This is a genomic window from uncultured Lacinutrix sp. (genome assembly GCF_947500325.1).
Taxonomy (GTDB): Bacteria; Bacteroidota; Bacteroidia; order Flavobacteriales; family Flavobacteriaceae; genus Lacinutrix.
This window is the reverse complement of sequence record NZ_CANMRQ010000001.1, coordinates 419853-443989: the sequence shown is the minus strand read 5'-3', so window position 1 is coordinate 443989 and position 24137 is coordinate 419853. Positions and strand designations below refer to the sequence as shown.

Here is a 24137-nt window from a genome sequence, read left to right as displayed (position 1 = left end):
AATTTAAAAAATATAATTATGCAAAGAATCAGTTTATTAATAATTATCATGCTTTTATCGTTAATGGCTTCATGCAGCCCAAATGAAGTAGATACAATAGATGAATCTATAGAATATCAAGACACTCAAATGTTAAAAGATATTAGAACACCACCTACTAAGATTCTTAATGTAGATGTCAATAAATGTACGCTTAAAAATAAGATAAGATACTCTTACGACATTGAATTATGCAGTATTAACTCCACTTACTACAACTCAATTCATGTATACGGTAGAAAGGCTAGTACTTGGATTTATTTAGGTCAAGCAAACCAATACGGAAATGATGACTACCGTTTTGTATTTAGCAAAGATTTACCTGTAGATTATCCAGCATCGTATTGGACTATGACTGTAAAACTCAATTATGTAAATCCTTCTACTCTATTTAATGAGCCAGGACAAAATGATTGTGCTTTTTTTAAAACATTTTATATGCCAGCAACAAGTGGACCATGTTATTTAACCGACCCAATGGATCCAATAGACATGTAATCATTATAAAAGCCAAGGAAAGAATCTTTGGCTTTTATTTTAACCTCTTTTTAGTAATAAAATATATTAACACAAGTATTAATACTGCTACTAATACCCATAAAAACATATAAGAGTCTTTAGCAATGGCACTAGTATCTCCTACTAATACTAAAGGTGCCCAAAAATGCGGTGATTTCTCAACACCATCGTGCGTATTTAAATAATTTAATTTGGCTTTATGTAAGGCTGTCGCTTTATTATCTCCTTGCGATAAAAATTTATAAAAGTTAGACATTAATACTTCATTAGATTTATCGTTTACACTCCACAAAGAAGACACAACACTCTTTGTGCCTGCACTAAAAAAACCACGCGCTAAACTCATAACGCCTTCTCCTTTTTTTACTTCTCCTAATCCTGTTTGGCAAGCGCTCAACACTACCATGTCTGAGTTCATTTTAGTGGCGTAAATCTCATTAAGTGTCATTTTACTATCTGCAAAAGCTATCCAAGGATTACCATTGTCTCCTAATTCTGCATGTGTAGATAAATGCAATATATTATGATCTTTAACATGTTCTAAAAAGGCGGTTTTACTAGCTTTATTATGTGTAAAAATATTTCCAGAATATTGCGCTTCAATGTTTTGCAATTCTATTGCACTTAAAGGTAATTTTGGCAACGATTTATCGCTAAAGTCCACCGGAGCAAATGCTAAAAGCTCTTTTTTTGTATCGTATTGCACGGTATTTAATGCTTGTAAATGCGACATAGAATACGCATAACTTATTTGCGAATCTTCAATAAAATAGTGATCGTTTTTCTTATTTACTAATGCTTCAAAAGGCAGTTTTTGTAATACTTGGTCTGGAACAATAATAATATGCTTCCCTTTTAATTCATCTTGTATTTCTTCCGGAATTAAAGTATTAAAAACATTACCAGCATAGGCTTTAAAAGTTGATAACTCTGTTTGGGTTTGTAAAGGTGCTTGTAATTGTTTTAACAACTGTATAATATTACCTTGTAGCTTAGGAACATTGGTTATAGGAAATAACATCATTTTTTCATGAGCACCATAAACTAAATAGCCTTCATTCTCTCCTAATATGTATTGCAACAATACTTGATTATTTGTCTTTAATATTTGTCTTATAGCTTTGCTAGTACTAAGCTTAATATTCTTTTTAGACGCAGCATACTTTGGGTAAAGTATGGCAATAGAATCTATAAATTTTTCGAAATGTCGCTTTTTTTCAAAAATAGCATCTTCTAATGTGATTTTATATGCTTTTGTAGTGTCTTTAGCTTCTAGAAATTGTTCTTGCGCTAAATAAATTCCTCGTTTTAGTTCAAATTCTTTTTTTGCAACTGCAATTGGTAAGTTACTATTAATCTTGGCTTGCTCATTAGTAACATCTTCAAGAAGTAATAGGGCTTTATTTTTCTCAATAAAATAAAAAGCCATCTCAGGGTTATTTAAATATTTACAAACTTTAACTGCATTAAGATATAAGTCACTCCCTATTTCCCTCCAGTATAATTTAGATTGATATTCTGTACTTTCTGATCGGATTAAATCAACTAGTTTATCTGCTAATTGAAATGTTTTTAGGGCTTCTTGTAAATGATGTTTATTATTTGAAAAATTATAGTAATCAATTAACCCCATCGCTTTAGCATTAAGGATATAAAGCACATCTATTTTTTCTGTGATAAATTCTAAATCCTTATTTGAAGGCAACCAATTGTTTAAGTATTTTTCATTATAATTAAAAGCATGTAAAATACCTTTATTATATGTTATTGTTGCATTTTCAAATTTTTTTGTTTTTACATATAAATCCCCTAGTCCTTGGTATGCTAATAAATAACCTCCTTTTATAGCCTTTTCATAATGATGTATAGCCTTTTCATTATCACCCATTTCATCATGAGCTACTGCTATATTGTTATAGGCTATAGGCAAATACCTTTCCTGTTCTATAATAAAGTTTAAGAGAGGTAAAGCTGCTTTATATTGTTTAGTCCTTATAAAAAGATTAGCTCTAAATTGTTTTGAATGTGTCTCTACTTTTTTCTTTGGTTTTTCTTTGAGTATAGAATCAACTTTATTCAGGTAAAAAACAATATCTTTTCTATGTTTATTACGCCCTAAATGGCCTAATGCTCTAACCTTTTCAAGGTAAACTAACCTTAATTCTTTAAGTTTAAGAGAATTCTTTATTACTTTTCTTTCAATCTCATTGCTATAATTTATAGCTTTATTAAAATCCCCTATAACATTAAAAGAATAACTAATTGCTGAATATGCCTTAACTGTATATTTATCTAATAATTTTGTTTTAATAAGCGCTTCGAAAACTTTGATAGCTTCAAAATGATTTCCTGAAATTTGTTCAAACCTTCCTAGATTATATAAGCTTTTATTATATACTTGAGGGAGAGAATCTTTATTAGTTTTTTTTAATTCAATAGCTTTTTTTATATACTTAATAGCATTTGTATAATCTTTAGCCTTATGAAACCAATGTGTTGCATAATTATGATAACAGTTTCCTTGTTCAACACTATTTAAAGTATCTATTCCAGAAGTAAAAAACGTTTCTAATAGATTTTGCTTCTCAATTTTACTTTTATCTGATTTTATAATTTTTAATACTGGTGAAGTATCTTGACTATAAACATTAGAATTAAACAAAGTAATAATTATAATGAAAAAAAAACGCTTAACCATAATCTCTTTTAATCCTCTAAAATAAAAAAATAGAGTCTTTAATTTTTATAAAGACTCTATTTTTAATCTAAAATACACTTAATTAACTTTTAATCTAAAGCACTCCAATATTTTACTTTATTTTTTAATGATGTATAAACATTTGCATCACTAATGATTGCATTTTTAAGGTTTAAAGGAGTAGTTGAATTAAATAAAAGAGCTGTTCTTCCTGCAGCATATGCATTAGCAAAAGATGTTCCACTCACATTATAAGTATTCGAATTAAAAACAAATGGAATATTTAATCCTGGCGCTGCTATATCCACACTATTAATTCCGTAATTTGAATACCAAGCAAGTTCTAAACTTGTATTTGTTAGTGTGGTGTTAAATGTACTTGAATTAGTAGCGGCAATAGATAATATATTATTTAAAGCATATCCTGAAGGAAAATGCACACCACTATCATAATCACTATCAACATTAGCATTACCCGCAGAAGCTATTAATAGTTTGTCATTTTCTACTTCTTGCATAAGGTCTAAGACAAAGCTTCTATCTTCATGATACCATCCAAAACTACTAACAATAATATCTACATCATTATTTCTAGTAGCATAACTTAAAGCACACGTAACCTTAAAAGATGACGTATTACCATTATGGTCAAATATTTTTATTGGTAAAATTTGGTAATTTGTATTTGCATCATCTAATTGATCTGTAATCAAACTAGTTACAACTGTACCATGTCCATTATCATCGAAAGGAAAGGTTCCTGATTCTACAAAGTTACGTCCAGAAATTACATCTTCATTTGAGCACTCATTAGTGTTTTTATATAAAAACCCAGAAGAAAACCCTTCATAATTATAATTAACCCCAGAATCTATTACAGCTATAGTTACTCCACTATTGTTTGTTGCCACTTTATTTGATATAGACCCACTAATAGGAGTATACCAATTCGTTTGATTTGTATCACTCCTGAATAAAAATTGAAGGTTCCCATCTAAATCGTCATCTAGTGGCATCTCTCCTAATCTATTTTCTATATTTATATCATCTGGAAAAGTCCAAAGCACTATCCGATCATCTTCACAACTGCAAGGTTCAGCGTCTACAGCTTCATAAATCACCATTTTTTCAGATTTCATTCTATTATACTCATAGTCCGTCTCGTTTTCTAATTGCTCACGAAATCTTATTATTAATTGGTTATTTACATACTCAGGAGTTGTAACTTCTTCTAAACCTCCTTGAACATCCTTTTTTACTGTCTTTTTGTTTTCAGTTTCTTGTTTAATATCATTTCTAGATTCAAAATCTTCCTCTGTACTACAACTATTAAATAATAACAGAAATACACCTGCAATACACATTAGGGATTTAATCGTTCTCATAATTTTAATTAATTAAAGGTTAATAATTTAAATATTTATAGAAACATATTATTTAGTACCATAAGACTACAAGTATTATAAAGTGTTACAGTTTATACTTAATAAGTTCTATTTTTAGAGAGGTTCTTCAACTTCTAAAATGTTACCCTAATTTTTAAATAATTTATTAAAAAATGAAAAGAGTTAGATCTAGACTTACAACACACATTATTTTCTAAAATAACAATTCGAGTTCCTAAAAAGGCTATTTAAAACAAAAAAAGCTGAACAATACAATTATTGTTCAACTTTAATATATAAATTTAATGGTCTTTATTTATTGTTTAACTCTATTCAAGGTCTGGGTCTGCTTCTGTTTCTCCAAGTCTACTCCCACCAAGAATAAGGTGTGATTTGTTTGTTTCAAAAGCTTTAAAAATTTCAATTTTAGTATTTTTTGTTGTTTCCGTATTCATAATATTTAATAGGTTTTTAAGTTAAATACAATAGTGTATATATAAAAAACGGGAGTGATTAGGTTTTATTATTTAAAACCTTAATTTCATAACCTATACTTATACCAAATACAAATCAATAGTTTAACCCGTTGTGCATTTTGAATTAAAAATTATATAAAAAACCGTATCGAGAACATATTTAGAGCAAAAATTCTATTCTCGATACAAGTTTTTCTCATTTTCAATCGAAAAATTCACTCGAATTGACGAATTTTATCAAAATATATAACAGATAGTTTATTTTTCTTATATCTATGACCAACAGCGAGAAAGACGATTATTTATTAAACAGTCTTATTAATAAAGACGAAAAAGGTATAGCAGAAATTTACAAGCTAATTTTCCCTAAAGTATTAGGGTTTGTTCGTAAAAACAATGGCGAATTACAAGACGCTAAAGATGTATTCCAAAAAGCCTTATTACAAATTACTGCAAGAATAACTGTTAAGGAGTTTACTATTAATTCTACTTTTGAAGGGTATTTATTTACGGCTTGCAAAAATCTATGGAAAAGGGCTTTAAATAAGAAAAAAAATAGGGTAACAAATCCACAGGTGATGGAACTCGTTAATGAAGAGCATGATTTAGGATTGGCAACCGTAGAGTTAGAACGTTGGGACTTATTTAGAGAAAAACTACAAGAATTAACAGAAAACTGTAGAACGCTTTTAGGTTATGCTTTTCAAAAAAAACCATACGAGGAGATTGCTTTAGAATTAGGCTATAATACAGGAAATGTAGTAAGGCAACGTATTTTTAAATGCAAAAAGCGTTTAACAGAAATTATTCAAAGAGATAAACGTTTTAAAAAGTTAAACTAGTTATGAACCATCAAGCAGAACACATACATGCCTATCTTTCTGGGTTAATGAATGCAGACGACGTTACGGCTTTTAAAAAAGAGCTTGAAACCGATAAAGAATTCAAAGACTACTTTGCTATTTGTAAAGAACTGTATGCAAATTTTAGTGAAAACGACTGGAGTAACTTGCCTTTAGAACAGTTTAAAGAAGACGTTAAAGCATACGAAACTTACTATAAAAGCAACAAGGCTAAAGCTATAAAAGAAGCCATTACTAATGCAGAATCTAGTTATTTTGAAAACCCACCAAAAAGCAATAATACTTTTAAATTATTTTATAAAGTTATAGCTGTTGCTGCTATTTTATGCTGTGTCTATTTAGGTTATCGTCTTAATAGTACTCCTAGTAATTTAGAACTTTATAGTAATTATAAAGATTGGAACCAATTACCATCTTTAACCTTAAGAGGAGATAACAATGAATACTTAGTAAACGGTGAGCGTTTTTTTAAGGCAAAAAACTATGATAAAGCAGCTATTGCTTTTCAAGATTGGATAAAAACCAACCCCGAAACATATAATTCAACAGTACTATTATATTTAGGTATTTCTCATTTAGAAATGAATAATATAAATAAAGCAATAGAGGCGTTTACAAAAGTCTCAGATTCTGAAAATTTAGATGCTTCCAAAGCCTACTGGTATTTAGCTTTAACATATTTAAAAATTGACGATACAGAAAAGGCTATAGAGCAATTACAAAAAATGAATAATAATAAAAAAGCTAAAGAATTATTAAATAAACTAGAATAAGCTAGTTCTTAATATATAATTGCATTTTATAATCTTCTAGAGCGATCTTTTTACCATATACTGGATAAGGAGAGATATTTACACCTGAGATACTTAAGCCATCAGAGATGTATATATCATTAGCTTTACCTACTGCATTAAAAGTCATTTTTTTAGTATCTATTTTTTTACCATTTTCTAATACATCTACTAAAATAACAACTTCACCAGCCCAAACACAAGACACACCTTGTGGGCAACGAGAATCACTAACTAATTCCACAAATTTAACTTCTATATCGTTTACAGAAACCGATTTTCCATACTGTAATTTATTTACAATTTTGGGAGTTTCTACCTTTACTTTAGTTGAGTCTTGTGCATAGCTTAAAGTAGAAATTGCTAATGCAAAAAAGAATAATACTGTTTTCATAATAATAATTTACATTATAAATATAGCTTAAATCGTACCAAACTATATAATTTTTTAAAATTTTAGTTATATTTGAAAAAAATTTAAGCTTACTTAAAAATTAATTAAAGCACAAGTAAATGTCTGTAGCAATAGAGAATTTTGTAAAAGCTATTTATAAAAATAATAATAATGATAGCAATAACACCAAGCCAGGTAATATTGCCAAAAAACTTGGTATATCTAACGCAGCAGCAACAGACATGGCTAAAAAATTAGCGACTAAAGATATATTACATTATGAAAAGTACAAAGCCTTAAAACTCACCAAAAAAGGTGAAAAAATGGCATTAAATGTAGTAAGAAAGCATAGACTATGGGAAGCATTTTTATATAAAACTTTTGATATGTCTCTGCATGATATTCATCGAGAAGCAGAACTTTTAGAACACGAAACTTCAAATTTTTTAGCTAATAAAATTAGTGAGTATCTAGGTAATCCAAAGTTTGATCCTCATGGAGATCCTATTCCAAATGAGAATGGAGAAATAACAACAACCAATACCTCAATAGCCTTATCTAAAACCATAGAAAATAAAGAATATGTAATTTCTAGATTGATGAGTGATGATAAAGAATTTTTTGACTTTTGCACTCAAAACGGCTTAAAATATGGTAATACTATTTTGGTCACAAAGCAATTTAGTAGTAATAAAATGACTCAAATTTCAATTAATAACAACACAATAGTTTTAAATCAAGATTTTACTAATATTATTTATGTTGATGAAATAAACTAACAGTTAATAGATAATAACATTAAAAAACCATAAGAATTACCAAATGAAATTAATTAAAACCACCAAACTAACTTTAACAGTTTTACTTTTAGCAGGCACTTTTAATGCATATGCTCAAGAGGAAGAAACTCAAAGCGCTTTAGTAACAGATAGACCGGATGCAACTGAAGCATCTTCAACTGTTGGTAAAGGTGTTCTACAAATAGAAACAGGAGGTATTTACGACTCTTTTGAAGAAAATAAAGTCAAGACAGAAAACTATACTTATAACACAACTTTAGTGCGTTATGGTATTCTCGATAATATGGAGCTACGTGTTGGTTGGGATTTTACTGAAGGACAGACTAAATTAAACGGAAACACTTTAGACGATGTCACTAGTGGGTTCTCACCTCTACTTTTAGGCGTAAAAATTGACATCGCCGAAGAAAAAGGAGCTATGCCAGAAATAGCACTTATTGGTCATGTTTTTCCAATATTTACTGCATCAAGTGATTATCGCCCGGAAAGCACAGGCATCGATTTTAGATTCTCATTATCTCATACTTTGAGCGAAAAATCAAGTATTGGCTACAACCTTGGTGGTCAATGGGGAGATGATTCTGCAGAAGCAGCAGCTGTTTACACAGTAGCATATGGCTATAGTATAACAGATGCCTTTGGTTTTTATGCTGAGTTATATGGCGATTTACCAGAAGACAATAAAGCCAACCATTATTGGGATGCAGGATTAACTTATCTCGTTACTAATGATCTACAATTAGATATTTATGCGGGTACAAGTATTACTAAAGGTCAAGATTTACTATTTGGTTTAGGAGCAAGTTTTAGAGTATTTAAATAACAAGGTTTCCGTGTTTATGGGAATGAAAAAAAAAAAAATCAATGAAAAAAAACATAATTATACTACTTATATTAACGGTCATTTTTAGCTGTAAAAATGAAGTAAAAAAAGAAGATGGAAAACTAAACATTGTAACAACCACTACAATGATTACCGATTTAGTAAAAAACATTGGTGGCGATTTTGTAACTGTTAGTGGCTTAATGGGAAGTGGTGTCGATCCGCACTTATATAAAGCCAGTGAAGGAGACGTTTCTAAACTATTAAATGCCGATATTATTTTTTATAATGGTTTGCATTTAGAAGGCAAGTTAGTTGAAGTTTTTGAAAAAATGAAAACCCAATCACCTATTGCTCTTGCAGATCAATTAGATAAATCTGGATTAATAGGTTCAGATTATTTTGCCTCAAATTACGATCCTCATGTATGGTTTAACATTGCTTATTTTAAACAATTTGCTAAAAAAGTAACTACTGTTTTATCTGAAAAAAATCCTGAGAATAAAGCAAACTTTATTAAAAACGAAACGTTATTTATTGAGAAATTAAATGCTTTAGAAACTAAGGTAGCAACAACTATTGAGACACTTCCTAAAGCACAACGAATATTAGTAACTGCACACGATGCTTTTAATTATTTTGGGAAAAATTATGGTTTTAATGTTGTAGGATTACAAGGGTTAAGTACTGCTACTGAAGCTGGAGTACAAGATGTTCAAAAATTAGCTGCTTTTATTATAGAAAATAAAGTAAAAGCTATTTTTGTAGAAAGCTCTGTACCAAAACGAACTATTGAAGCATTACAAGCGGCTGTAAAGTCTAAAGGTCACGAAGTAATTATTGGTGGCACATTATACTCTGATGCTCTTGGAAATGCTGGGACAGTAGAAGGCACTTACATAGGCATGTTTGAGTATAATGTAAATACTATTGTAAACGCCTTAAAATAAATTTACATTAATTACTCTGAATAAAAGATAACGTCACTTCGAGTAATTTTTGAAGAATGAAAAAAATTGTATCGAGAAGTATTTTTTAAAAAGTCCTCGATATAATTCCTAATAAAAATTTGGGAATCACTCTAACTGACGAAAAAAAACAAATTAATGAAACAAATAGCCGTAAAAGTCGATGATCTTACAGTAGCCTATAACTACAAACCTGTTCTTTGGGATATCGATTTAGAAATTCCTGAAGGTGTTTTAATGGCTATTGTTGGACCTAACGGCGCAGGAAAATCAACACTTATTAAATCTATTTTAGGGATCTTAAAACCTATTGCTGGTAGCGTAAGTATATATGATAAACCATATGAAAAACAACGTCAACTGGTGGCTTATGTTCCTCAAAAAGGAAGTGTGGATTGGGATTTCCCAACTACTGCCTTAGATGTTGTAATGATGGGAACCTATGGTAGTTTAGGCTGGATTAAACGTCCAAAACAAAAAGAAAAAAAAGCAGCTTTAGAAGCTTTAGAAAAAGTAGGTATGCTAGCCTTTAAAGGAAGGCAAATTAGTCAACTATCTGGCGGGCAACAACAACGTATTTTCTTAGCCAGAGCATTAGTACAAAATGCTTCAATCTATTTTATGGATGAACCTTTTCAAGGTGTAGATGCTACTACCGAAATTGCAATCATTAATATATTAAAAGAACTAAGAAAAGCAGGTAAAACAGTAATTGTAGTACATCATGATTTACAAACTGTTCCTGAATATTTTGATTGGGTAACCTTTTTAAACGTAAAAAAGATTGCAACAGGTCCAGTTAAAGACATCTTTAATGATGATAATTTAACTAAGACTTATGGTATTAATTATAAAGTAAGTATACAGGAATAAAAAATTTGCAGTATTCAGTTTGCAGTGCATACTCTAATAAAAAATAACGTCACTTCGAGTGATTTTTGAAGAATGAAAAAATTGTATCGAGAAACTTTTTTAAAAACAGGAAATGTAATTTCTGAACGAAACAAAGAATCTAAACTAACCTCTAAAAACTAGTAACTATCGACTTTACAGAATACATACAGTTAGTTTTTAGTGATTACACATTACGTACAATCACACTAGGAACAGCTATTTTAGGTGCTGTTACAGGTATGCTTGGTAGTTTTGCTGTACTAAGAAAGCAAAGCTTATTAGGAGACGCAATATCTCATGCCGCTTTACCAGGAATTGCTATCGCATTTTTAATTACTGGTGCAAAAGATACCAACACATTATTATTAGGTGCTTTAGTTAGTGGTTTAATTGGAACATTTTGGATTCGTGGTATTGTAACTAAAACACATTTAAAAAGTGATACAGCCTTAGGCTTAATTCTATCCTTATTTTTTGGGTTCGGAATGCTATTACTCACTTTTATTCAAAAACAACCTAACGCCAATCAAGCTGGTTTAGACAAGTATTTATTTGGTCAAGCTGCCACATTAGTAGAAAGTGATGTTTGGCTAATGGCTATTGTAACTGGTTTGTGTTTATTTGTTTTACTCCTTTTTTGGAAAGAATTTAAACTCTTACTTTTTGATGCCGATTATACTAAAACACTAGGTTTTAATACTAAATTTATAGATGTTTTAATTACTTCGTTTATTGTTTTAGCTATTGTTTTAGGCTTACAAACTGTTGGCGTTGTATTAATGAGCGCTATGTTATTAGCACCAGCTGCAGCTGCAAGGCAATGGACCAATAGCTTAGCGACTATGGTATTATTAGCTGCTATTTTTGGAGCGTTTTCGGGTATTTTTGGAACCGCTATTAGCGCTAGCCAAAACAACTTATCTACTGGACCAGTTATTGTTTTAGTAGCTTCCGTTTTTGTTTTCGTATCTTTTGTATTTTCTCCAAGTCGAGGTTTATTATTTAAGCAGATTCGTTTTATAAGAAATCGTCGGGATTTGCAATTGCACAAGACATTAGCATTTATGCATAATATAGCCGAAACACATGAAGATATTTCGCATCCGCATGCGATTAAACTATTAAATAATTTTCAAGGTTATACTCGAAAGACATTAAAAAAATTAGTAGAAAAAGATTATGTTACTCTCCAAGGGAATATGTGGAGTTTAACCGAAACCGGTTTTGAAACTGCTGCAAATTTGTACACTAAACAAACTACAGAAGATGAATAGCGCTCAAATAGAAATACAACTTATTGCAAGTTTAGTTGCCATCGCTTGTGCCATTCCGGGGACGTTTTTAGTACTTAGAAAAATGGCAATGATAAGTGATGCTATTAGTCACTCTATCTTACCAGGTATTGTTATTGGTTTTTTTATTACACATAACCTCAACTCTCCTTTATTAATACTCTTTGCTGCTTTCACTGGTATTATTACCGTTATATTAGTTGAGTATATTCAAAAAACAGGCTTAGTAAAAGAAGATACTGCCATTGGCTTAGTGTTTCCTGCCTTGTTTAGTATTGGAGTTATTTTAATTGCTAAAAATGCTAATGATGTACATTTAGATGTTGATGCCGTTCTATTAGGGGAATTAGCTTTTGCTCCTTTTGATAGATTATTAATTTCTGGAATTGATGTTGGGCCAAAAGCATTATGGATTATTGGTATTATTTTATTAATTACAATTAGTCTTTTAATTGCATTCTTTAAAGAGTTGAAAATAAGTACTTTTGATGCTGGACTTGCTGCTTCTTTAGGGTTTTCGCCTGCTATAATTCATTATGGATTAATGAGTGTCGCGTCTGTTACAACCGTAGGCGCTTTCGATGCTGTAGGCGCAATATTAGTAGTAGCCTTAATGATTGCTCCAGCTGCGACAGCCTATTTACTAACTACAGATTTAAAGAAAATGTTATCTCTAGCCATTGGGTTTGGTGTGCTAAGTGCTATTTCTGGTTACTGGTTTGCGCATTGGCTAGATGCCTCGATTGCAGGATCAATAACCACCATGTTAGGTCTTATTTTTTTATTAGTGTATTTATTTGCGCCTAGCAAAGGCGTAATTGCTGTTTTATATAGAGAAAAGCAACAACGTACCGAAGTCTCTTTATTAACGTTTTTATTACACCTAAAAAACCATAACGAAGAAGAAGAACGCCATGTTAATCACTTACGAGAACATATTAATTGGCAAAAAGTAAGAGCTAAAACCGTATTAGAATTAGCTCTTAAAAACAATATGATTGTGATTGATGAAAATATTGTTTCTCTTACAAAAAAAGGAAACACATTTACTTCTAAAGCTATTGACTATATCATTACAAATGAGGATACTCAAATAGAAGATATGAAAGATGATTTCTTTTTGTTTAGAGGCTAATTAAAACCATTATCTAAAGTCTCTAATTCTTTTTTTAATTCATGGACAGTTACTTCTTTAAAGTTTAAATTTAGATCTTGAACAATTTTAGTATTCGCTGTTTTCTTTCCTAAATAAAGCTTATTGCCTTTCCATTTAATCGCAATTAAAATAACTTCCTCATCTTTAGGAACCCAACCAAACTCATAATCACTATTTCGTTTTATACTTGGCAAAATAGAACTCATTGATTTAAAAACCATTTTCACGCTAGCACCTTTAGAGTCTTTAAGCTTAAATTTATATTTTATTTTCTTGCTCGTAGTTCTTGCAAATCGATCACAATTTAGCCAACCTAATTTTGAAGTTGAAAAAGCATAACGCTCAATATCGTTATTTGTTATAGGACGTGTTCCTTGAATAGATCTGGTTGAGTCCATTCGATTTTCAAATTCTTTAATGAATTTCCTATCACTTCTAACACTAACCGGTGCTTGATTAATCGTTTTTCCTTCGAGTGCGATTGAAAAAGGCAAAAAGAATGTTGTTCTTACCAAATGCCCTCTTTGTTTTCCAGGTTTAAGTTTTGGCATAGATTCAATAACTCTAATAGCTTCTTCTCCAAGCTCTTTTCTTGAAGCACTAATATCTATTTTACCTATGTCTCCTGCTTTGTCTATTTCAAAAAACATATTAATTTTTTGAAGCCCGGTTAACCTTAAATCTTCAGCAATAGATCTATCAAAGTTTTCAGATACAAAACTTGATATTTTATCAGACATACATTTTCGCCTCATATCATTATTACCATCTTCGCAACCAGGATAAATTGGTACTTCTTGTATTACATCAAAAGAAACTTCAACATCTTCTTCTACAATTTCTTTTGTATTACCTATTTGATCTTGCAGCCTCCAATTAACACTATCATTATGTTCTTCACCAGAAAATAATTGCATATTCTTTTTATCACTATTATTAAAAGCTACTTGTATTCTTTTACCCTGTTTTAACCTTAGCTTTTTACCTTTTTTATTGGCGTTGATATACAACATGCCACCAGTTTCTAACTGTTTATCATCAGATTTTGTACTAAGATTTGCTAACAACATATCAGATAATTTATAATACTCTGTCACTTCAAGATTAATTGTTCCTCTTGCTAATCGTCCTGTTTTAGAATCAACAAAAGACTTTGCAGGAATTGTTAGTACTGTTCCCTCTTTGCAAGTCACAGTAAACCGTTTTTCTGTATTTATTTCTATAACTTGTGGTGCTTTTTTTACTGAATTGTAGAACGAGTTTAACTCTGGACTTAATGGCTCTATTACCCCGATATTTTCTAATTCCTTTTCAACAACTTCTGTCTTATCCTCTTCAAAAGGTTCTTTTACTTCGGCTTTATCTTCTTCCAATTTAATAATTTCTTCTGCTTTTAAAGTTGTGCCAATCTTAGATTGCTCATCAACATTTTTTGTTTCAATTTTCTCCTCGGAAGCTTTTTTAACTATCATTGAATCTATAACGACTTCAATCTCGTTATTATATACTGGCTCAACAATTTGCGGTTCTTCAGCTTTAAAAACAATGTTATATATTATGGCAGAAACTAAAATAATAGCAATAGAAATCCCAATATATTTAGACCATTTACCCCGAACATAATGTTGTCTAGCAACTTGTATTTCTTTTCCTATTTCTACTCTTTTTATACCTTCTATAATAGCCAATTGTTCATTATAAAGGGTATTTAATTCTGTGTCTATTTCTAATCTATTTTCAAATGCTAATCTTTCTTCATTAGAAAGCGTATTGTCTATATAAGCATTTATTAAGTCTATAGTGTTTATATTATTTTCCATGATGTCGAGAATTAAGATTGAACGGTTTTAAAATGGGTTCTAAAGCTATCTTTAGCTTTTTGCAAGCATTTATACTTCTGGTTTTTTGCAATTTTTTCACTTTTAAATTGCATCACCTCAGCAATGTCTTTAAACGACATTTTTTTAAGGTAAAACCGTTGTAATAATTCTTGACATCGTTCTCCTAATTCGCGAAACGCTTTTTCGGCAAATTGGTATTTCTCTTCTTCTATAACACTATGAAATATAGAAACCTCATCTGGTTTTAAATTATATAATTCTTGCTTTGAGAATTGTTTTTGTGTGTCTTTCCATACAAATCGAGAGACAGAATATAAATAGGTGTAAAATGAAGACGTTAAATTAAAATCTGTCTTTTCAAGATTTCTATTGAGAATAATTAATGCCTCTTGAAATACATCATTAGCATCGGCTTTTGTGCCTCCTTTAGAAAGAATAAGTTTCTCTATTTTTGGGTAGAGTTTATATAGCTCTCGAAACGCTTTACTTCTCTTACCATTTTTAAAAAGCTCTAATATTTTTTGATCACTCATAAAAGTATTTTACTTATTAATGGTCATTTTATGAAAAGGTCTCCTAATTTTTTTTACTAAAATAAGTAAGAAGCTTATTATTTTAACCTAATTGGTATCTTTATTGTGGATGTAAAACAAATTTAAACTTAAATGAAAAGATTTTTTCTTCTATTTATAAGTATTTTATGTATCTCATGTAATCCTAAAGAAAAATATATTGGAACTTGGGTTTTTAGTGATTCTACATCTGTATTTGATAATGATGCTCCAATGAAATTAATCTTTTCGAAAGACTCAATTAAAATAACTCGATTTGATTTTAATCCATTAAATAAATATGCTTTTATATTACAAGATGATAACATAGTTATAGAGAATAAACCTATAAAGACAGCTTTTAATAAAGACACATTAATTATTAATGATCGCTTGAAGTTTTTTAAAGACGATTCCGGAAAAATATTTGAAGAAATAGGGTTAACAGATCCTAAAATTGAAATTAATTTACCTGAAATTGAACCTAAGAATATTATTAAATATCCAAAATTCTTAACATCAACATATATAAGATTTGGTAAAAGACATGATAATGGAGAATTCGCTCTCGAATTAAATGATAAGTACTCTAAGTTTACTGATCTTATAGGTTTTCTATCAAATACAAGAAACGATAGATATGATAACAAACAAAAACACTATTTATTTATTGATAAAGATTCAAAAATGAAAGATTTAGAAAAAATATTTCTAATTATGTCATCTATAAACGAGAAAGATATTTTACTAGTTAACAATTCTAATTTTCAAATTAAAGATACTTTAGCCTTTAATTATAAAAATCAGGTTCTCAGAACACGAATCTCTCCAACTGAAGAATGGGATTATCTTAATTCTATTATAAATAATAAGAATAATATAATACCATTTATACATCAAACTCACAACTATATGTATTATGGTGAATTATCACATTATCCAAATGTTATTTCTCTAATAAAAAACGAATGCTACTTTAACACAAAAAAAATCAATAAATCTGATCTTTCTCAACTATTAAAAGAAACTATTAAAAACAAAAATTACATATTAAGTTTATATGATTTAGAATCTAATTATTACCATTTTTTAGAACTTCAAATAACAATAAGGTCTGTATACAATTCTATTAGAGAGCAAAACTCTTTAAAAAGATACAACTTAACACTAAATGACTTAACAAAAAATCAATTAGACTCTATAAAATTTGAAACTCCTATAAAACATATCTGGAGTTATTCAATTCCACATTTTGAATACATATATGATATTGATGGTTTTTTAGGAATGAAAATGAAACCTTTAGACTCTATTTTACCAAAAAAGCATTTTACTTATTAATAGTCATTTTATGGAAAGGTCTCCTTAAAAAACAATTATTTTATTTAAAGGTTAAAAAACGCTCTGCCTATTTATTAATAAATTGAATAAGATTCTTTTTTTCTTTTTCCTCTTCTAAATACCAACTACTATATGGTAAGAAGAAAATAGGCGTGTTCATTCTATTTAGAATTCTAAGATTTTCTAAACTAAACTGTTCTTCAAAATCACCAGGATAACCAATTAAATCTATACAATAATATTTGTTATTATTTACCACAACCATATCAATTAAAACACCAGAAACAACTATTGATTGATAAACTATATCAAATCCCGATTGAACCAAGAAATCTGAAACATGCTTTACAAATAAATCATATATAGTATCTTTAGTTGTGGTACTAATTTGAATTGTATTTGACTCCAAATATTGTTTAAGTAAAGAATTGCCTGGTAAAATAGATGATTCTAAAGAAGTAAAAACTATTTGCTTATTTCTTGCCCTTGTAATAAGAACATTAAAGACATCTTTCTTATTCAAATAGTTTATAGCTGCAAAATGTGTATTAGAGTCTACACAAAAAGAAATAAGCATTACATCTCTTTCTTCACCTTGAAAATGAAATGGTGTACCAACTAATATTTTATGTTTTTTAATTTGATCGAATACTATACTTTTTGATAAGCTTTTTTTAAGTAATTGTACTTGTTGCGTAAATGGACTAATAATTCCAATTGAAGGCACTAACTCTTTATCTGCCTTCAAATAAACTTTAATTATTTCTTTTACTTTTTCTATTATATGTTTAGCCTCTATCTCATTACTTCCTGTATTGTTTCTAGCACCATTTGTTTTTACTATTTCAATTGAAGACGTTAAATCTGAAATGGGGTTTGATCTAATTAACTTTAATTGATTATCATAAAAGTTATGATTTGAAAATTGTATCAAATCTGTTTTACTTCTAAAATGTTGATCTAAAAATGTTGTTTGATCTGGATTTGACAACCTGCTATCTGTCCAGTCTATTAAGCTCTCTTTTCTATAATCTGGTATTTGAGTCGCTATAGAATGTTTAGATTTTAATTCTATTTGTTTATTGTCTGATAAAAATGAAACATGTTGTAATTGATGTGGATCGCCAACAACAATTGCTTTTTTAGCTCTATAAAGCACTGGAATACTAGACGCTATATCGCATTGAGAAGATTCATCAAAAATTACGAGATCAAACAACCCTTGTTGTAAAGGCAAACATTTTGAGATTTCTTTTGTTGTTGTAGCCCATAATGGCAATGCTTCGAGTACAAGTTGAAAATCTACTTGTTTTAACTTTTTATCTACTAGTGTTAAATTCTTTTCTTTTAGAGAAGCATTTAATTTTAAAAACTCAACTTTTTTTCTTTTTACTATATGAAATAAGTCATGCTTAATTTTTTGAGTAATGTATTTTTTTACAAGCCTTGTTTTTTCGGTTCTTAATGCTTTAAGTGAATAATTTAAAGCGTCAATTGGCTTGGTTTTTCTTTTTTGATATTGATACCATTTGTCTTTAAAACTAGAAAAGAAGTTTTCTTGATATTCTGAATAGAATGCTCCCCACTTTATTTCATCATTTTCAACCTCTACTATGTCTTTTTCAATTTCTTCTATCCTATTTTCAATCTTATTAATCCTTTTTAACAATTGTTTTGGATCGTTGTTTCTTGTAGGTTTTACAGAAATTGACTTTCTAAGTTTAGAGGATAGACTTCTCTTATAAATTTGATTATATGCTTTTATTACTACTCCTTTAAGCATAAAATCTTTCTCTATAACATTAGTTATAACCTTAGAAGCTTGACTATTTCTAGTGACAATTAATACAGACTTGTTATTAGATATAGCATCTATTGCAAGGGCAGCTATAGTAAAGGATTTTCCTGTTCCTGGTGGACCAATAATTTGTGAGATAGGATAGGCATCTACGCCATAAAAAGCAGATTCTTGCTTGCTACTTAAAGTAGTTGGTAAATAAATAGCTCTTTTTTCTATTTCTGTAATTATAAAATCCTCTAAATTAAAAAATAGACTTAAAATAGAACATACCTTGATATTTTCAGATAAGGCAGTTAATTCATTTAAAATACCCATTGAGCCTTCGGGTTTTTTAAATATTCCTATCATTAAACAAGAAAGAAATTTTGATGACGTATTTTCAATAGCATTACTTCTGTTGTAGTAGTGTTTAAAATTAAAGCTAAAGTTTTGGTAATTATTAAGGTCATAAGTGTTCCATCCGTGAAAATATTTACCAAAAAACGTTTTGAGTAAATCTAAATTTTCAGGCCCAAAAGGATTTGCAGGAGCATTACTAGAAATAAAGTCTAAATTAATATTTAAATTTTCGTCCATACTATTAGCCAGTTCAATAAAATCTGGATTGAAGTAGGACTCTTCTATTGAAATATAAAAACTACTGTTTTCTTTTAATAAACTTAATTCATGAATGTAAAGAGGTACATATGCAGTTCTTTTAGAACCTAATGTGTTTTGTTTTCCTTTTATAAAAACCGAACCAGCATAAAGTGTTTTTTCTTTTGAGTTTAAAAATAAAATTTGCTCGACTTCTTTTGCCCAATCTTTATCAATAGCTATTCTTGAATAACTATTATTAAAAAAGGTAGTATTACTTGGAACAAATCTTTTTTCGCATTGATTTGATATAAAGTTTTTAACCCTAACTCCTTTTAAATCAAACTGATAACAATCTCTATAAAAACTTATTATATTCTTTAACTCACTCAATTATTGTTAATGTTTACCTAGCTTTTATACTAAAAAGATTAATTAATACTTACATGTTTTAAGACCTTGGAAAAAATTAAAAAAACAGGAAATAGAACTCTTCATTTTTAAGGACTTTGAATTTAAAATCCACGTTCCTTTTGTAATTGCTCATAAGCTTTTTGCACTTGCTTAAACTTATCTTCTGCACCTTTTCTATGTTCTTTTCCTAAGTGTTCAACTTTATCTGGATGGTATTTTTTTGCCATTTTACGATACGCTTTTTTCACCTCATCATCTGTAGCAGTCTTTTCTATTTCAAGAATTTTATAGGCATTATCACTACTGTTATAGAACATGGCTTTAATACTATTATAATCTCTAGAGCTTATGCCTAAATAACCAGCCATTGTAAATATTTGCCTTTCTTCATCTTCGGTTACCATACCATCAGCTTTAGCAATACCAAATAAGAAATGCATTAATTGTAAACGCGATGAATGATCCATCATTGTTTGTATTTGTTTACACACTTGACGCACCGGTATAGTTTGCTGACTAATATTTTTAAATAATTTAAACGCTTTATTAGCTCTGTCTTTACCATACATACTAACAAATTGTTCTCGCACAAAGTCTAATTCACGCTGATCTTGTACACCATCTGCTTTAATAACAACTGTTACTAATATGAGTAAACTTACTTCAAAATCACCAGATTTAGTTTGTTGTCTTCTTTCTTGTTGCGTTCTATAATTTGGGCGTGGACGACTATATGGATCACGTTGCTCATGTCTTGATCTTCTTCCTTCTTGCTGTGCTCTTCGGTTTTGATAAGGATCTTTTCCCTGTCCTAAAAGACCTTTATTTTTATCTGAAAAAGCATCTCCTAAACTACCTAATGCTAATCCTATTATTGCTCCTATTGGTCCGCCAACCGACCAACCTATTGTTGCGCCTATCCATTTAAATGCACTCATTCTGTTCTATTCAATTTTAAAAAAGTAAATATAATACTTTGTTAGTTGATATTTTTATCATTTTGTTACGACTCTACTGAAGTAAAATATAACTATCGACTGTATTTATTTACTTTAAAAAAAGTATTATAGTCTGCCCTTATGACACTATAAATGTTATATAGCTTAAGCATAACAACATTTGCATGGTTTTTGATTAACTTTGCATAGTAAACATTAATAAAAATTAAAAAGAAAATATGTATCCAGCAGAATTAGTAAAACCTATGATCGATGATTTAACGAGCGCAGGTTTTGAAGCATTACAAACAGCAGATGCTGTAGATGCTGCAATAAAAAAAGAAGGTACAACATTAGTTGTTGTAAATTCTGTATGCGGTTGTGCAGCTGCAAATGCTCGTCCAGGAGCAAAAATGAGTTTAAATAACGACAAAAAACCATCTAACACCGTAACAGTCTTTGCTGGTGTAGATAGAGAAGCTACAGATAGAGCTCGTGGTCATATGGTACCATTTCCTCCAAGTTCGCCAAGTATGGCATTATTTAAAGACGGAGAATTAGTACACATGTTAGAACGTCATCATATTGAAGGTCGTCCAGCAGAATTAATTGCTGAAAACCTTATGGATGCTTACAATGAGCATTGCTAGAATTATAGCCTTATAAATATTAAAAACCACGCTAAATGCGTGGTTTTTTATTATACTACACAACCTTTTTCATTTTTTTACGTTTATAATTATAAATCAACCAAAATGAAAAAGACATTCCACATTTTACTTTTTCTATCTACTTGTCTATTATTAATGGCATTTCAATGTGAAGACGATGACAATCCTGTTGATCCTTGTGAAAACACAACAAGCTATTTAAATGAATTAAAAACCGAAATTGAAGATTTAGCAAGCGCATCTGTATGTTCAGAAAATTTCGAATGTCGTTTTATTGCTTTTGGCTCTAAACCTTGTGGTGGCCCATGGTCTTACTTAACCTACTCTACCTCAATTGATACACTACAACTAACTAATTTAGTCGCAACGTACAATACAGAACAAGAAAGCTTTAATACAAGCTGTAATACGGTTTCAGATTGTGCTTTTGTTACGCCTCCAACAGCTATGGAATGCGAAAATAATATTTGTATTCCTGTCTATTAAAATATTAATTCGTTTAAGTTTTTACTATTTTTGGATTCGTAATTAGTCCAAAATGAGAAAACTTTTAGCTTATCCGCTAACCTGTATTTATTTCCTGTTCTTCGGGTTTTTCTTGTTGATATTTCACCCAATACAGTGGCTTTGTTTTAATCTTTTTGGTTACCAAGCACATAAAAAAAGTGTAGATTATCTAAACCTATTTTTAACGCGTTCTTTACATCTTTTAGGTACTCGTTTTTCCATTTCTGGTCGTGAAAACTTACTTAAAAATGTACCCGTAATTTTAGTAGCCAATCACCAAAGTATGAACGACATTCCGCCAATGATATGGTTTTTTAGAAAATTTCATCTTAAATTTATTAGTAAGCGAGAACTTGGTAAAGGCATACCAAGTGTATCTTATAATTTACGTCATGGAGGTTCGGTTTTAATAAACAGAAAAGATCCTGTACAAGCTGTAGAAGCGATAAAAACTATGGCGGCATATATAGAAAAACACAATCGAGGTGTTATTATTTTTCCTGAAGGCACTCGTAGTCGAGATGGAAAACCAAAACCATTTCAAACAAGAGGCTTAAAAACACTTTTTGCAGAAGCTCCAAATGCGTACGTTATTCCTGTTAGTATTAATAATTCATGGAAAACATTAGAATATGGCAAGTTTCCTTATGGTATTGGTGCTCATATAAAATATACTGTTCACAAACCCTTAAAAGTTAGTGACTTTGAAACTGAGGCACTTTTAAAATTACTTGAATCGACAATAAAGAAAGACATTATAAATGCTTAACGAAACACTTATTGAAGCTACTAAATCCTTTGTAAAAAAAGAGTTAGAGAATGCCGAAGGCGGCCACGATTGGTTTCACACTTTAAGAGTGTATAAAAACAGTTTGCTAATCTCTAAAAGCGAAGATGTTAACAAACTTGTAGTAGCTCTAGGTGCTTTATTGCATGATGTTGCTGATAGTAAATTCTATGATGGTGATGACACAATTGGCCCAAAAAAAGCAAGAGAGTTTTTATTTAAACACAATGTAGATTCTACCGTTATTGAACATGTTGTAAAAATTATTGAAAACATCTCTTTTAGTTCTAATATTAATAACGATAATGTATTTAAATCTATTGAATTAGATGTTATCCAAGACGCAGATAGGCTAGATGCATTAGGTGCTATTGGTATTGCTCGCACTTTTAATTATGGTGGTTTTAAAAATAGAGCTCTATATAATCCAGATATTGAGCCTAACCTTAATATGACAAAGGAAGAATATAAAAGCTCTACAGCTCCAACAATCAATCATTTTTATGAAAAACTTTTACTTCTAAAAGATAAAATGAATACAAAAACCGGTCGTAAAATTGCAGAAGCTCGTCATAATTATATGAGTTCTTTTTTAGATCAGTTTTATGCTGAATGGAATGGCAATATTTAGTTACGATTTTAATATTAGCTTGATCTCTTTTCTATAATTAGAAGCACTTTTACCAGTAACTATTTTAAACTGTTTATTAAAGTGCGAAAAGTTATTGAAACCACAATCAAAACATATATCTGTAATACTAGCCTGTGTTTCAGATAACAATTTTGTGGCATGTACAATTCTATATTCATTAACCAACTGCGTAAATGTTTTTCCTGTAGATTTTTTAAAATAGCGACAAAAAGACGGTACAGTCATACTCACCCTGGTAGCGATATCTTCTAAGGGAATATGCTCATTAAAATGCTTATTAACGTATTTGTAAATAATATCTATTTTATTATTGTCCTGAGATTTGGCTTCAAAAGTAAAACCATCAGCATTTAGAATAGTGTAATCCTCAGCTAGCGCCAAAATATTTAAAATCTCTATAAGCTTAACAACCCTTTTTAAACCTTTTGCTTTCAAAAGTTTTTCAATTTTAGGTCCAACTTTAAGTTTTGTTTCTGGTTTATATAGAATACCTTGTTTTGCTTTATCTAATAGAATCTTTATATCTGACATTTCCGGCAAGTTCAAAAAAGGCTCTCCAAAAAGGTCTGGTTTAAATTGTACAATAGTTTCTTTTCCTTTTGCGGTTAACCTATCGGTAAATCCATTGTGCGGTAAGTTGGAACCTAACAAGATAAGCTGACTATTGTTAAAATAAGATAAATGATTACCTATATGGCGTTTACCTTTTCCTTTATTAACATAAACGAGTTCTACTTCGGGGTGAAAATGCCAAAAAGCCAAATTATTCTTCCTCTTTTTAGTATGCTGCTTAACCAATATAGAGTTTCCAAAACTTGTGCTTATCTTTTCATATGTGGGCTTAATATTCAAAAAATAATTTTTAGTTTATGTAAAATTACTACCTTATTTAATTTCTAACATATGCAAAATTACCTTTTTTATATTCTATATTAACCCCAATGAGACACTTGTTTTATT

23 protein-coding genes are annotated in these 24137 nt (G+C 29.8%); 14 read left to right on the top strand and 9 right to left on the bottom strand.

Translation table 11 applies throughout. The features are described 5' to 3' along the window. Window positions 1-18 precede the first annotated feature (18 nt). On the top strand, window positions 19-537 hold the full coding sequence (locus Q0997_RS02065; RefSeq protein ID WP_299883948.1) for a hypothetical protein: 519 nt from the start codon (window positions 19-21) through the stop codon (window positions 535-537). 34 nt (window positions 538-571) lie between these two features. Here Q0997_RS02065 and Q0997_RS02060 read toward each other — a convergent pair whose 3' ends face one another. The 3 genes from Q0997_RS02060 to Q0997_RS02050 form a co-directional block, all read right to left on the bottom strand. After that, window positions 572-3256: a CHAT domain-containing protein gene (locus tag Q0997_RS02060; protein ID WP_299883946.1), complete on the bottom strand. Its 2685-nt coding sequence runs from the start codon at window positions 3254-3256 to the stop codon at window positions 572-574. Window positions 3257-3345: 89 nt separating this feature from the next. Next, window positions 3346-4641: a S8 family serine peptidase gene (locus Q0997_RS02055; protein ID WP_299883944.1), complete on the bottom strand. Its 1296-nt coding sequence runs from the start codon at window positions 4639-4641 to the stop codon at window positions 3346-3348. A 329-nt stretch (window positions 4642-4970) separates the two neighbouring features. Continuing rightward, window positions 4971-5096 (bottom strand): hypothetical protein, encoded by a 126-nt coding sequence (locus Q0997_RS02050; RefSeq protein ID WP_299883942.1) that lies wholly within the window; start codon window positions 5094-5096, stop codon window positions 4971-4973. 296 nt (window positions 5097-5392) lie between these two features. On the opposite strand from Q0997_RS02050, the gene Q0997_RS02045 reads away from it, so the two are divergent. Both Q0997_RS02045 and Q0997_RS02040 read left to right on the top strand, forming a co-directional pair. Further along, a complete protein-coding gene (locus tag Q0997_RS02045; RefSeq protein ID WP_299883940.1) occupies window positions 5393-5959 on the top strand; it encodes a sigma-70 family RNA polymerase sigma factor in 567 nt (188 codons plus the stop codon). 2 nt (window positions 5960-5961) lie between these two features. Further along, on the top strand, window positions 5962-6753 hold the full coding sequence (locus Q0997_RS02040; protein WP_299883938.1) for a tetratricopeptide repeat protein: 792 nt from the start codon (window positions 5962-5964) through the stop codon (window positions 6751-6753). A 1-nt stretch (window position 6754) separates the two neighbouring features. Here Q0997_RS02040 and Q0997_RS02035 read toward each other — a convergent pair whose 3' ends face one another. Next, window positions 6755-7165 carry a hypothetical protein gene (locus tag Q0997_RS02035; RefSeq protein WP_299883936.1) on the bottom strand — a complete coding sequence of 137 codons (411 nt, stop codon included), beginning with the start codon at window positions 7163-7165 and terminating at the stop codon, window positions 6755-6757. Window positions 7166-7284: 119 nt separating this feature from the next. Here Q0997_RS02035 and Q0997_RS02030 point away from each other — a divergent pair, with 119 nt between their 5' ends. From Q0997_RS02030 to Q0997_RS02005, 6 genes are all read left to right on the top strand, one after another. Then, window positions 7285-7944: a metal-dependent transcriptional regulator gene (locus tag Q0997_RS02030; RefSeq protein WP_299883934.1), complete on the top strand. Its 660-nt coding sequence runs from the start codon at window positions 7285-7287 to the stop codon at window positions 7942-7944. 43 nt (window positions 7945-7987) lie between these two features. Continuing rightward, entirely contained in the window at window positions 7988-8788 is an 801-nt protein-coding gene (locus Q0997_RS02025) for a transporter (protein ID WP_299883932.1), read from the top strand. A 41-nt stretch (window positions 8789-8829) separates the two neighbouring features. Then, window positions 8830-9738, top strand: a complete 909-nt coding sequence (locus tag Q0997_RS02020; RefSeq protein WP_299883930.1) for a zinc ABC transporter substrate-binding protein — start codon at window positions 8830-8832, stop codon at window positions 9736-9738. Between the two features lie 156 nt (window positions 9739-9894). Next, window positions 9895-10629 carry a metal ABC transporter ATP-binding protein gene (locus Q0997_RS02015; protein ID WP_299883928.1) on the top strand — a complete coding sequence of 245 codons (735 nt, stop codon included), beginning with the start codon at window positions 9895-9897 and terminating at the stop codon, window positions 10627-10629. Window positions 10630-10796: 167 nt separating this feature from the next. Then, on the top strand, window positions 10797-11924 hold the full coding sequence (locus Q0997_RS02010; RefSeq protein WP_299884220.1) for a metal ABC transporter permease: 1128 nt from the start codon (window positions 10797-10799) through the stop codon (window positions 11922-11924). After that, window positions 11917-13077, top strand: coding sequence for a metal ABC transporter permease (locus Q0997_RS02005; protein WP_299883926.1), 1161 nt, complete (start codon window positions 11917-11919; stop codon window positions 13075-13077). Before Q0997_RS02010 ends, Q0997_RS02005 begins: the two co-directional genes overlap by 8 nt. On the opposite strand, the gene Q0997_RS02000 is transcribed toward Q0997_RS02005, so the two are convergent. Both Q0997_RS02000 and Q0997_RS01995 read right to left on the bottom strand, forming a co-directional pair. Beyond that, the gene (locus Q0997_RS02000) at window positions 13074-14918 is read right to left on the bottom strand and encodes a hypothetical protein (RefSeq protein ID WP_299883924.1); all 1845 of its coding nucleotides are present in this window, start codon (window positions 14916-14918) and stop codon (window positions 13074-13076) included. The genes Q0997_RS02005 and Q0997_RS02000 overlap by 4 nt on opposite strands. 11 nt (window positions 14919-14929) lie before the next feature. Beyond that, complete coding sequence (locus Q0997_RS01995; protein ID WP_299883922.1) at window positions 14930-15472, bottom strand: sigma-70 family RNA polymerase sigma factor; 543 nt, start codon at window positions 15470-15472, stop codon at window positions 14930-14932. 132 nt (window positions 15473-15604) lie between these two features. On the opposite strand from Q0997_RS01995, the gene Q0997_RS01990 reads away from it, so the two are divergent. After that, a complete protein-coding gene (locus Q0997_RS01990; RefSeq protein ID WP_299883920.1) occupies window positions 15605-16831 on the top strand; it encodes a hypothetical protein in 1227 nt (408 codons plus the stop codon). A gap of 67 nt (window positions 16832-16898) precedes the next feature. On the opposite strand, the gene Q0997_RS01985 is transcribed toward Q0997_RS01990, so the two are convergent. Both Q0997_RS01985 and Q0997_RS01980 read right to left on the bottom strand, forming a co-directional pair. After that, entirely contained in the window at window positions 16899-19601 is a 2703-nt protein-coding gene (locus tag Q0997_RS01985) for an AAA domain-containing protein (protein WP_299883919.1), read from the bottom strand. Between the two features lie 122 nt (window positions 19602-19723). Continuing rightward, on the bottom strand, window positions 19724-20560 hold the full coding sequence (locus Q0997_RS01980) for a TerB family tellurite resistance protein (RefSeq protein WP_299883917.1): 837 nt from the start codon (window positions 20558-20560) through the stop codon (window positions 19724-19726). Window positions 20561-20799: 239 nt separating this feature from the next. Here Q0997_RS01980 and Q0997_RS01975 point away from each other — a divergent pair, with 239 nt between their 5' ends. The 4 genes from Q0997_RS01975 (at window position 20800) to Q0997_RS01960 (ending at window position 23156) form a co-directional block, all read left to right on the top strand. Continuing rightward, window positions 20800-21210, top strand: coding sequence for a BrxA/BrxB family bacilliredoxin (locus Q0997_RS01975; RefSeq protein WP_299883916.1), 411 nt, complete (start codon window positions 20800-20802; stop codon window positions 21208-21210). Window positions 21211-21315: 105 nt separating this feature from the next. Continuing rightward, window positions 21316-21717, top strand: coding sequence for a hypothetical protein (locus tag Q0997_RS01970; protein WP_299883914.1), 402 nt, complete (start codon window positions 21316-21318; stop codon window positions 21715-21717). Between the two features lie 52 nt (window positions 21718-21769). Then, entirely contained in the window at window positions 21770-22507 is a 738-nt protein-coding gene (locus tag Q0997_RS01965) for a 1-acyl-sn-glycerol-3-phosphate acyltransferase (RefSeq protein ID WP_299883912.1), read from the top strand. Then, window positions 22500-23156: an HD domain-containing protein gene (locus Q0997_RS01960; RefSeq protein WP_299883910.1), complete on the top strand. Its 657-nt coding sequence runs from the start codon at window positions 22500-22502 to the stop codon at window positions 23154-23156. Before Q0997_RS01965 ends, Q0997_RS01960 begins: the two co-directional genes overlap by 8 nt. Here the strand turns inward: Q0997_RS01960 and Q0997_RS01955 are convergent, their stop codons facing one another. Further along, the gene (locus Q0997_RS01955; protein WP_299883908.1) at window positions 23157-24029 is read right to left on the bottom strand and encodes an AraC family transcriptional regulator; all 873 of its coding nucleotides are present in this window, start codon (window positions 24027-24029) and stop codon (window positions 23157-23159) included. Window positions 24030-24137 lie beyond the last annotated feature (108 nt).

Bases quoted from the DNA above. Each gene is read 5' to 3' on its own strand.
- Q0997_RS02065 (WP_299883948.1), top strand. From the start codon at position 19: ATGCAAAGAATCAGTTTATTAATAATTATCATGCTTTTATCGTTAATG.
- Q0997_RS02060 (WP_299883946.1), bottom strand. From the start codon at position 3,256: ATGGTTAAGCGTTTTTTTTTCATTATAATTATTACTTTGTTTAATTCT.
- Q0997_RS02055 (WP_299883944.1), bottom strand. From the start codon at position 4,641: ATGAGAACGATTAAATCCCTAATGTGTATTGCAGGTGTATTTCTGTTA.
- Q0997_RS02050 (WP_299883942.1), bottom strand. From the start codon at position 5,096: ATGAATACGGAAACAACAAAAAATACTAAAATTGAAATTTTTAAAGCT.
- Q0997_RS02045 (WP_299883940.1), top strand. From the start codon at position 5,393: ATGACCAACAGCGAGAAAGACGATTATTTATTAAACAGTCTTATTAAT.
- Q0997_RS02040 (WP_299883938.1), top strand. From the start codon at position 5,962: ATGAACCATCAAGCAGAACACATACATGCCTATCTTTCTGGGTTAATG.
- Q0997_RS02035 (WP_299883936.1), bottom strand. From the start codon at position 7,165: ATGAAAACAGTATTATTCTTTTTTGCATTAGCAATTTCTACTTTAAGC.
- Q0997_RS02030 (WP_299883934.1), top strand. From the start codon at position 7,285: ATGTCTGTAGCAATAGAGAATTTTGTAAAAGCTATTTATAAAAATAAT.
- Q0997_RS02025 (WP_299883932.1), top strand. From the start codon at position 7,988: ATGAAATTAATTAAAACCACCAAACTAACTTTAACAGTTTTACTTTTA.
- Q0997_RS02020 (WP_299883930.1), top strand. From the start codon at position 8,830: ATGAAAAAAAACATAATTATACTACTTATATTAACGGTCATTTTTAGC.
- Q0997_RS02015 (WP_299883928.1), top strand. From the start codon at position 9,895: ATGAAACAAATAGCCGTAAAAGTCGATGATCTTACAGTAGCCTATAAC.
- Q0997_RS02005 (WP_299883926.1), top strand. From the start codon at position 11,917: ATGAATAGCGCTCAAATAGAAATACAACTTATTGCAAGTTTAGTTGCC.
- Q0997_RS02000 (WP_299883924.1), bottom strand. From the start codon at position 14,918: ATGGAAAATAATATAAACACTATAGACTTAATAAATGCTTATATAGAC.
- Q0997_RS01995 (WP_299883922.1), bottom strand. From the start codon at position 15,472: ATGAGTGATCAAAAAATATTAGAGCTTTTTAAAAATGGTAAGAGAAGT.
- Q0997_RS01990 (WP_299883920.1), top strand. From the start codon at position 15,605: ATGAAAAGATTTTTTCTTCTATTTATAAGTATTTTATGTATCTCATGT.
- Q0997_RS01980 (WP_299883917.1), bottom strand. From the start codon at position 20,560: ATGAGTGCATTTAAATGGATAGGCGCAACAATAGGTTGGTCGGTTGGC.
- Q0997_RS01975 (WP_299883916.1), top strand. From the start codon at position 20,800: ATGTATCCAGCAGAATTAGTAAAACCTATGATCGATGATTTAACGAGC.
- Q0997_RS01970 (WP_299883914.1), top strand. From the start codon at position 21,316: ATGAAAAAGACATTCCACATTTTACTTTTTCTATCTACTTGTCTATTA.
- Q0997_RS01965 (WP_299883912.1), top strand. From the start codon at position 21,770: ATGAGAAAACTTTTAGCTTATCCGCTAACCTGTATTTATTTCCTGTTC.
- Q0997_RS01960 (WP_299883910.1), top strand. From the start codon at position 22,500: ATGCTTAACGAAACACTTATTGAAGCTACTAAATCCTTTGTAAAAAAA.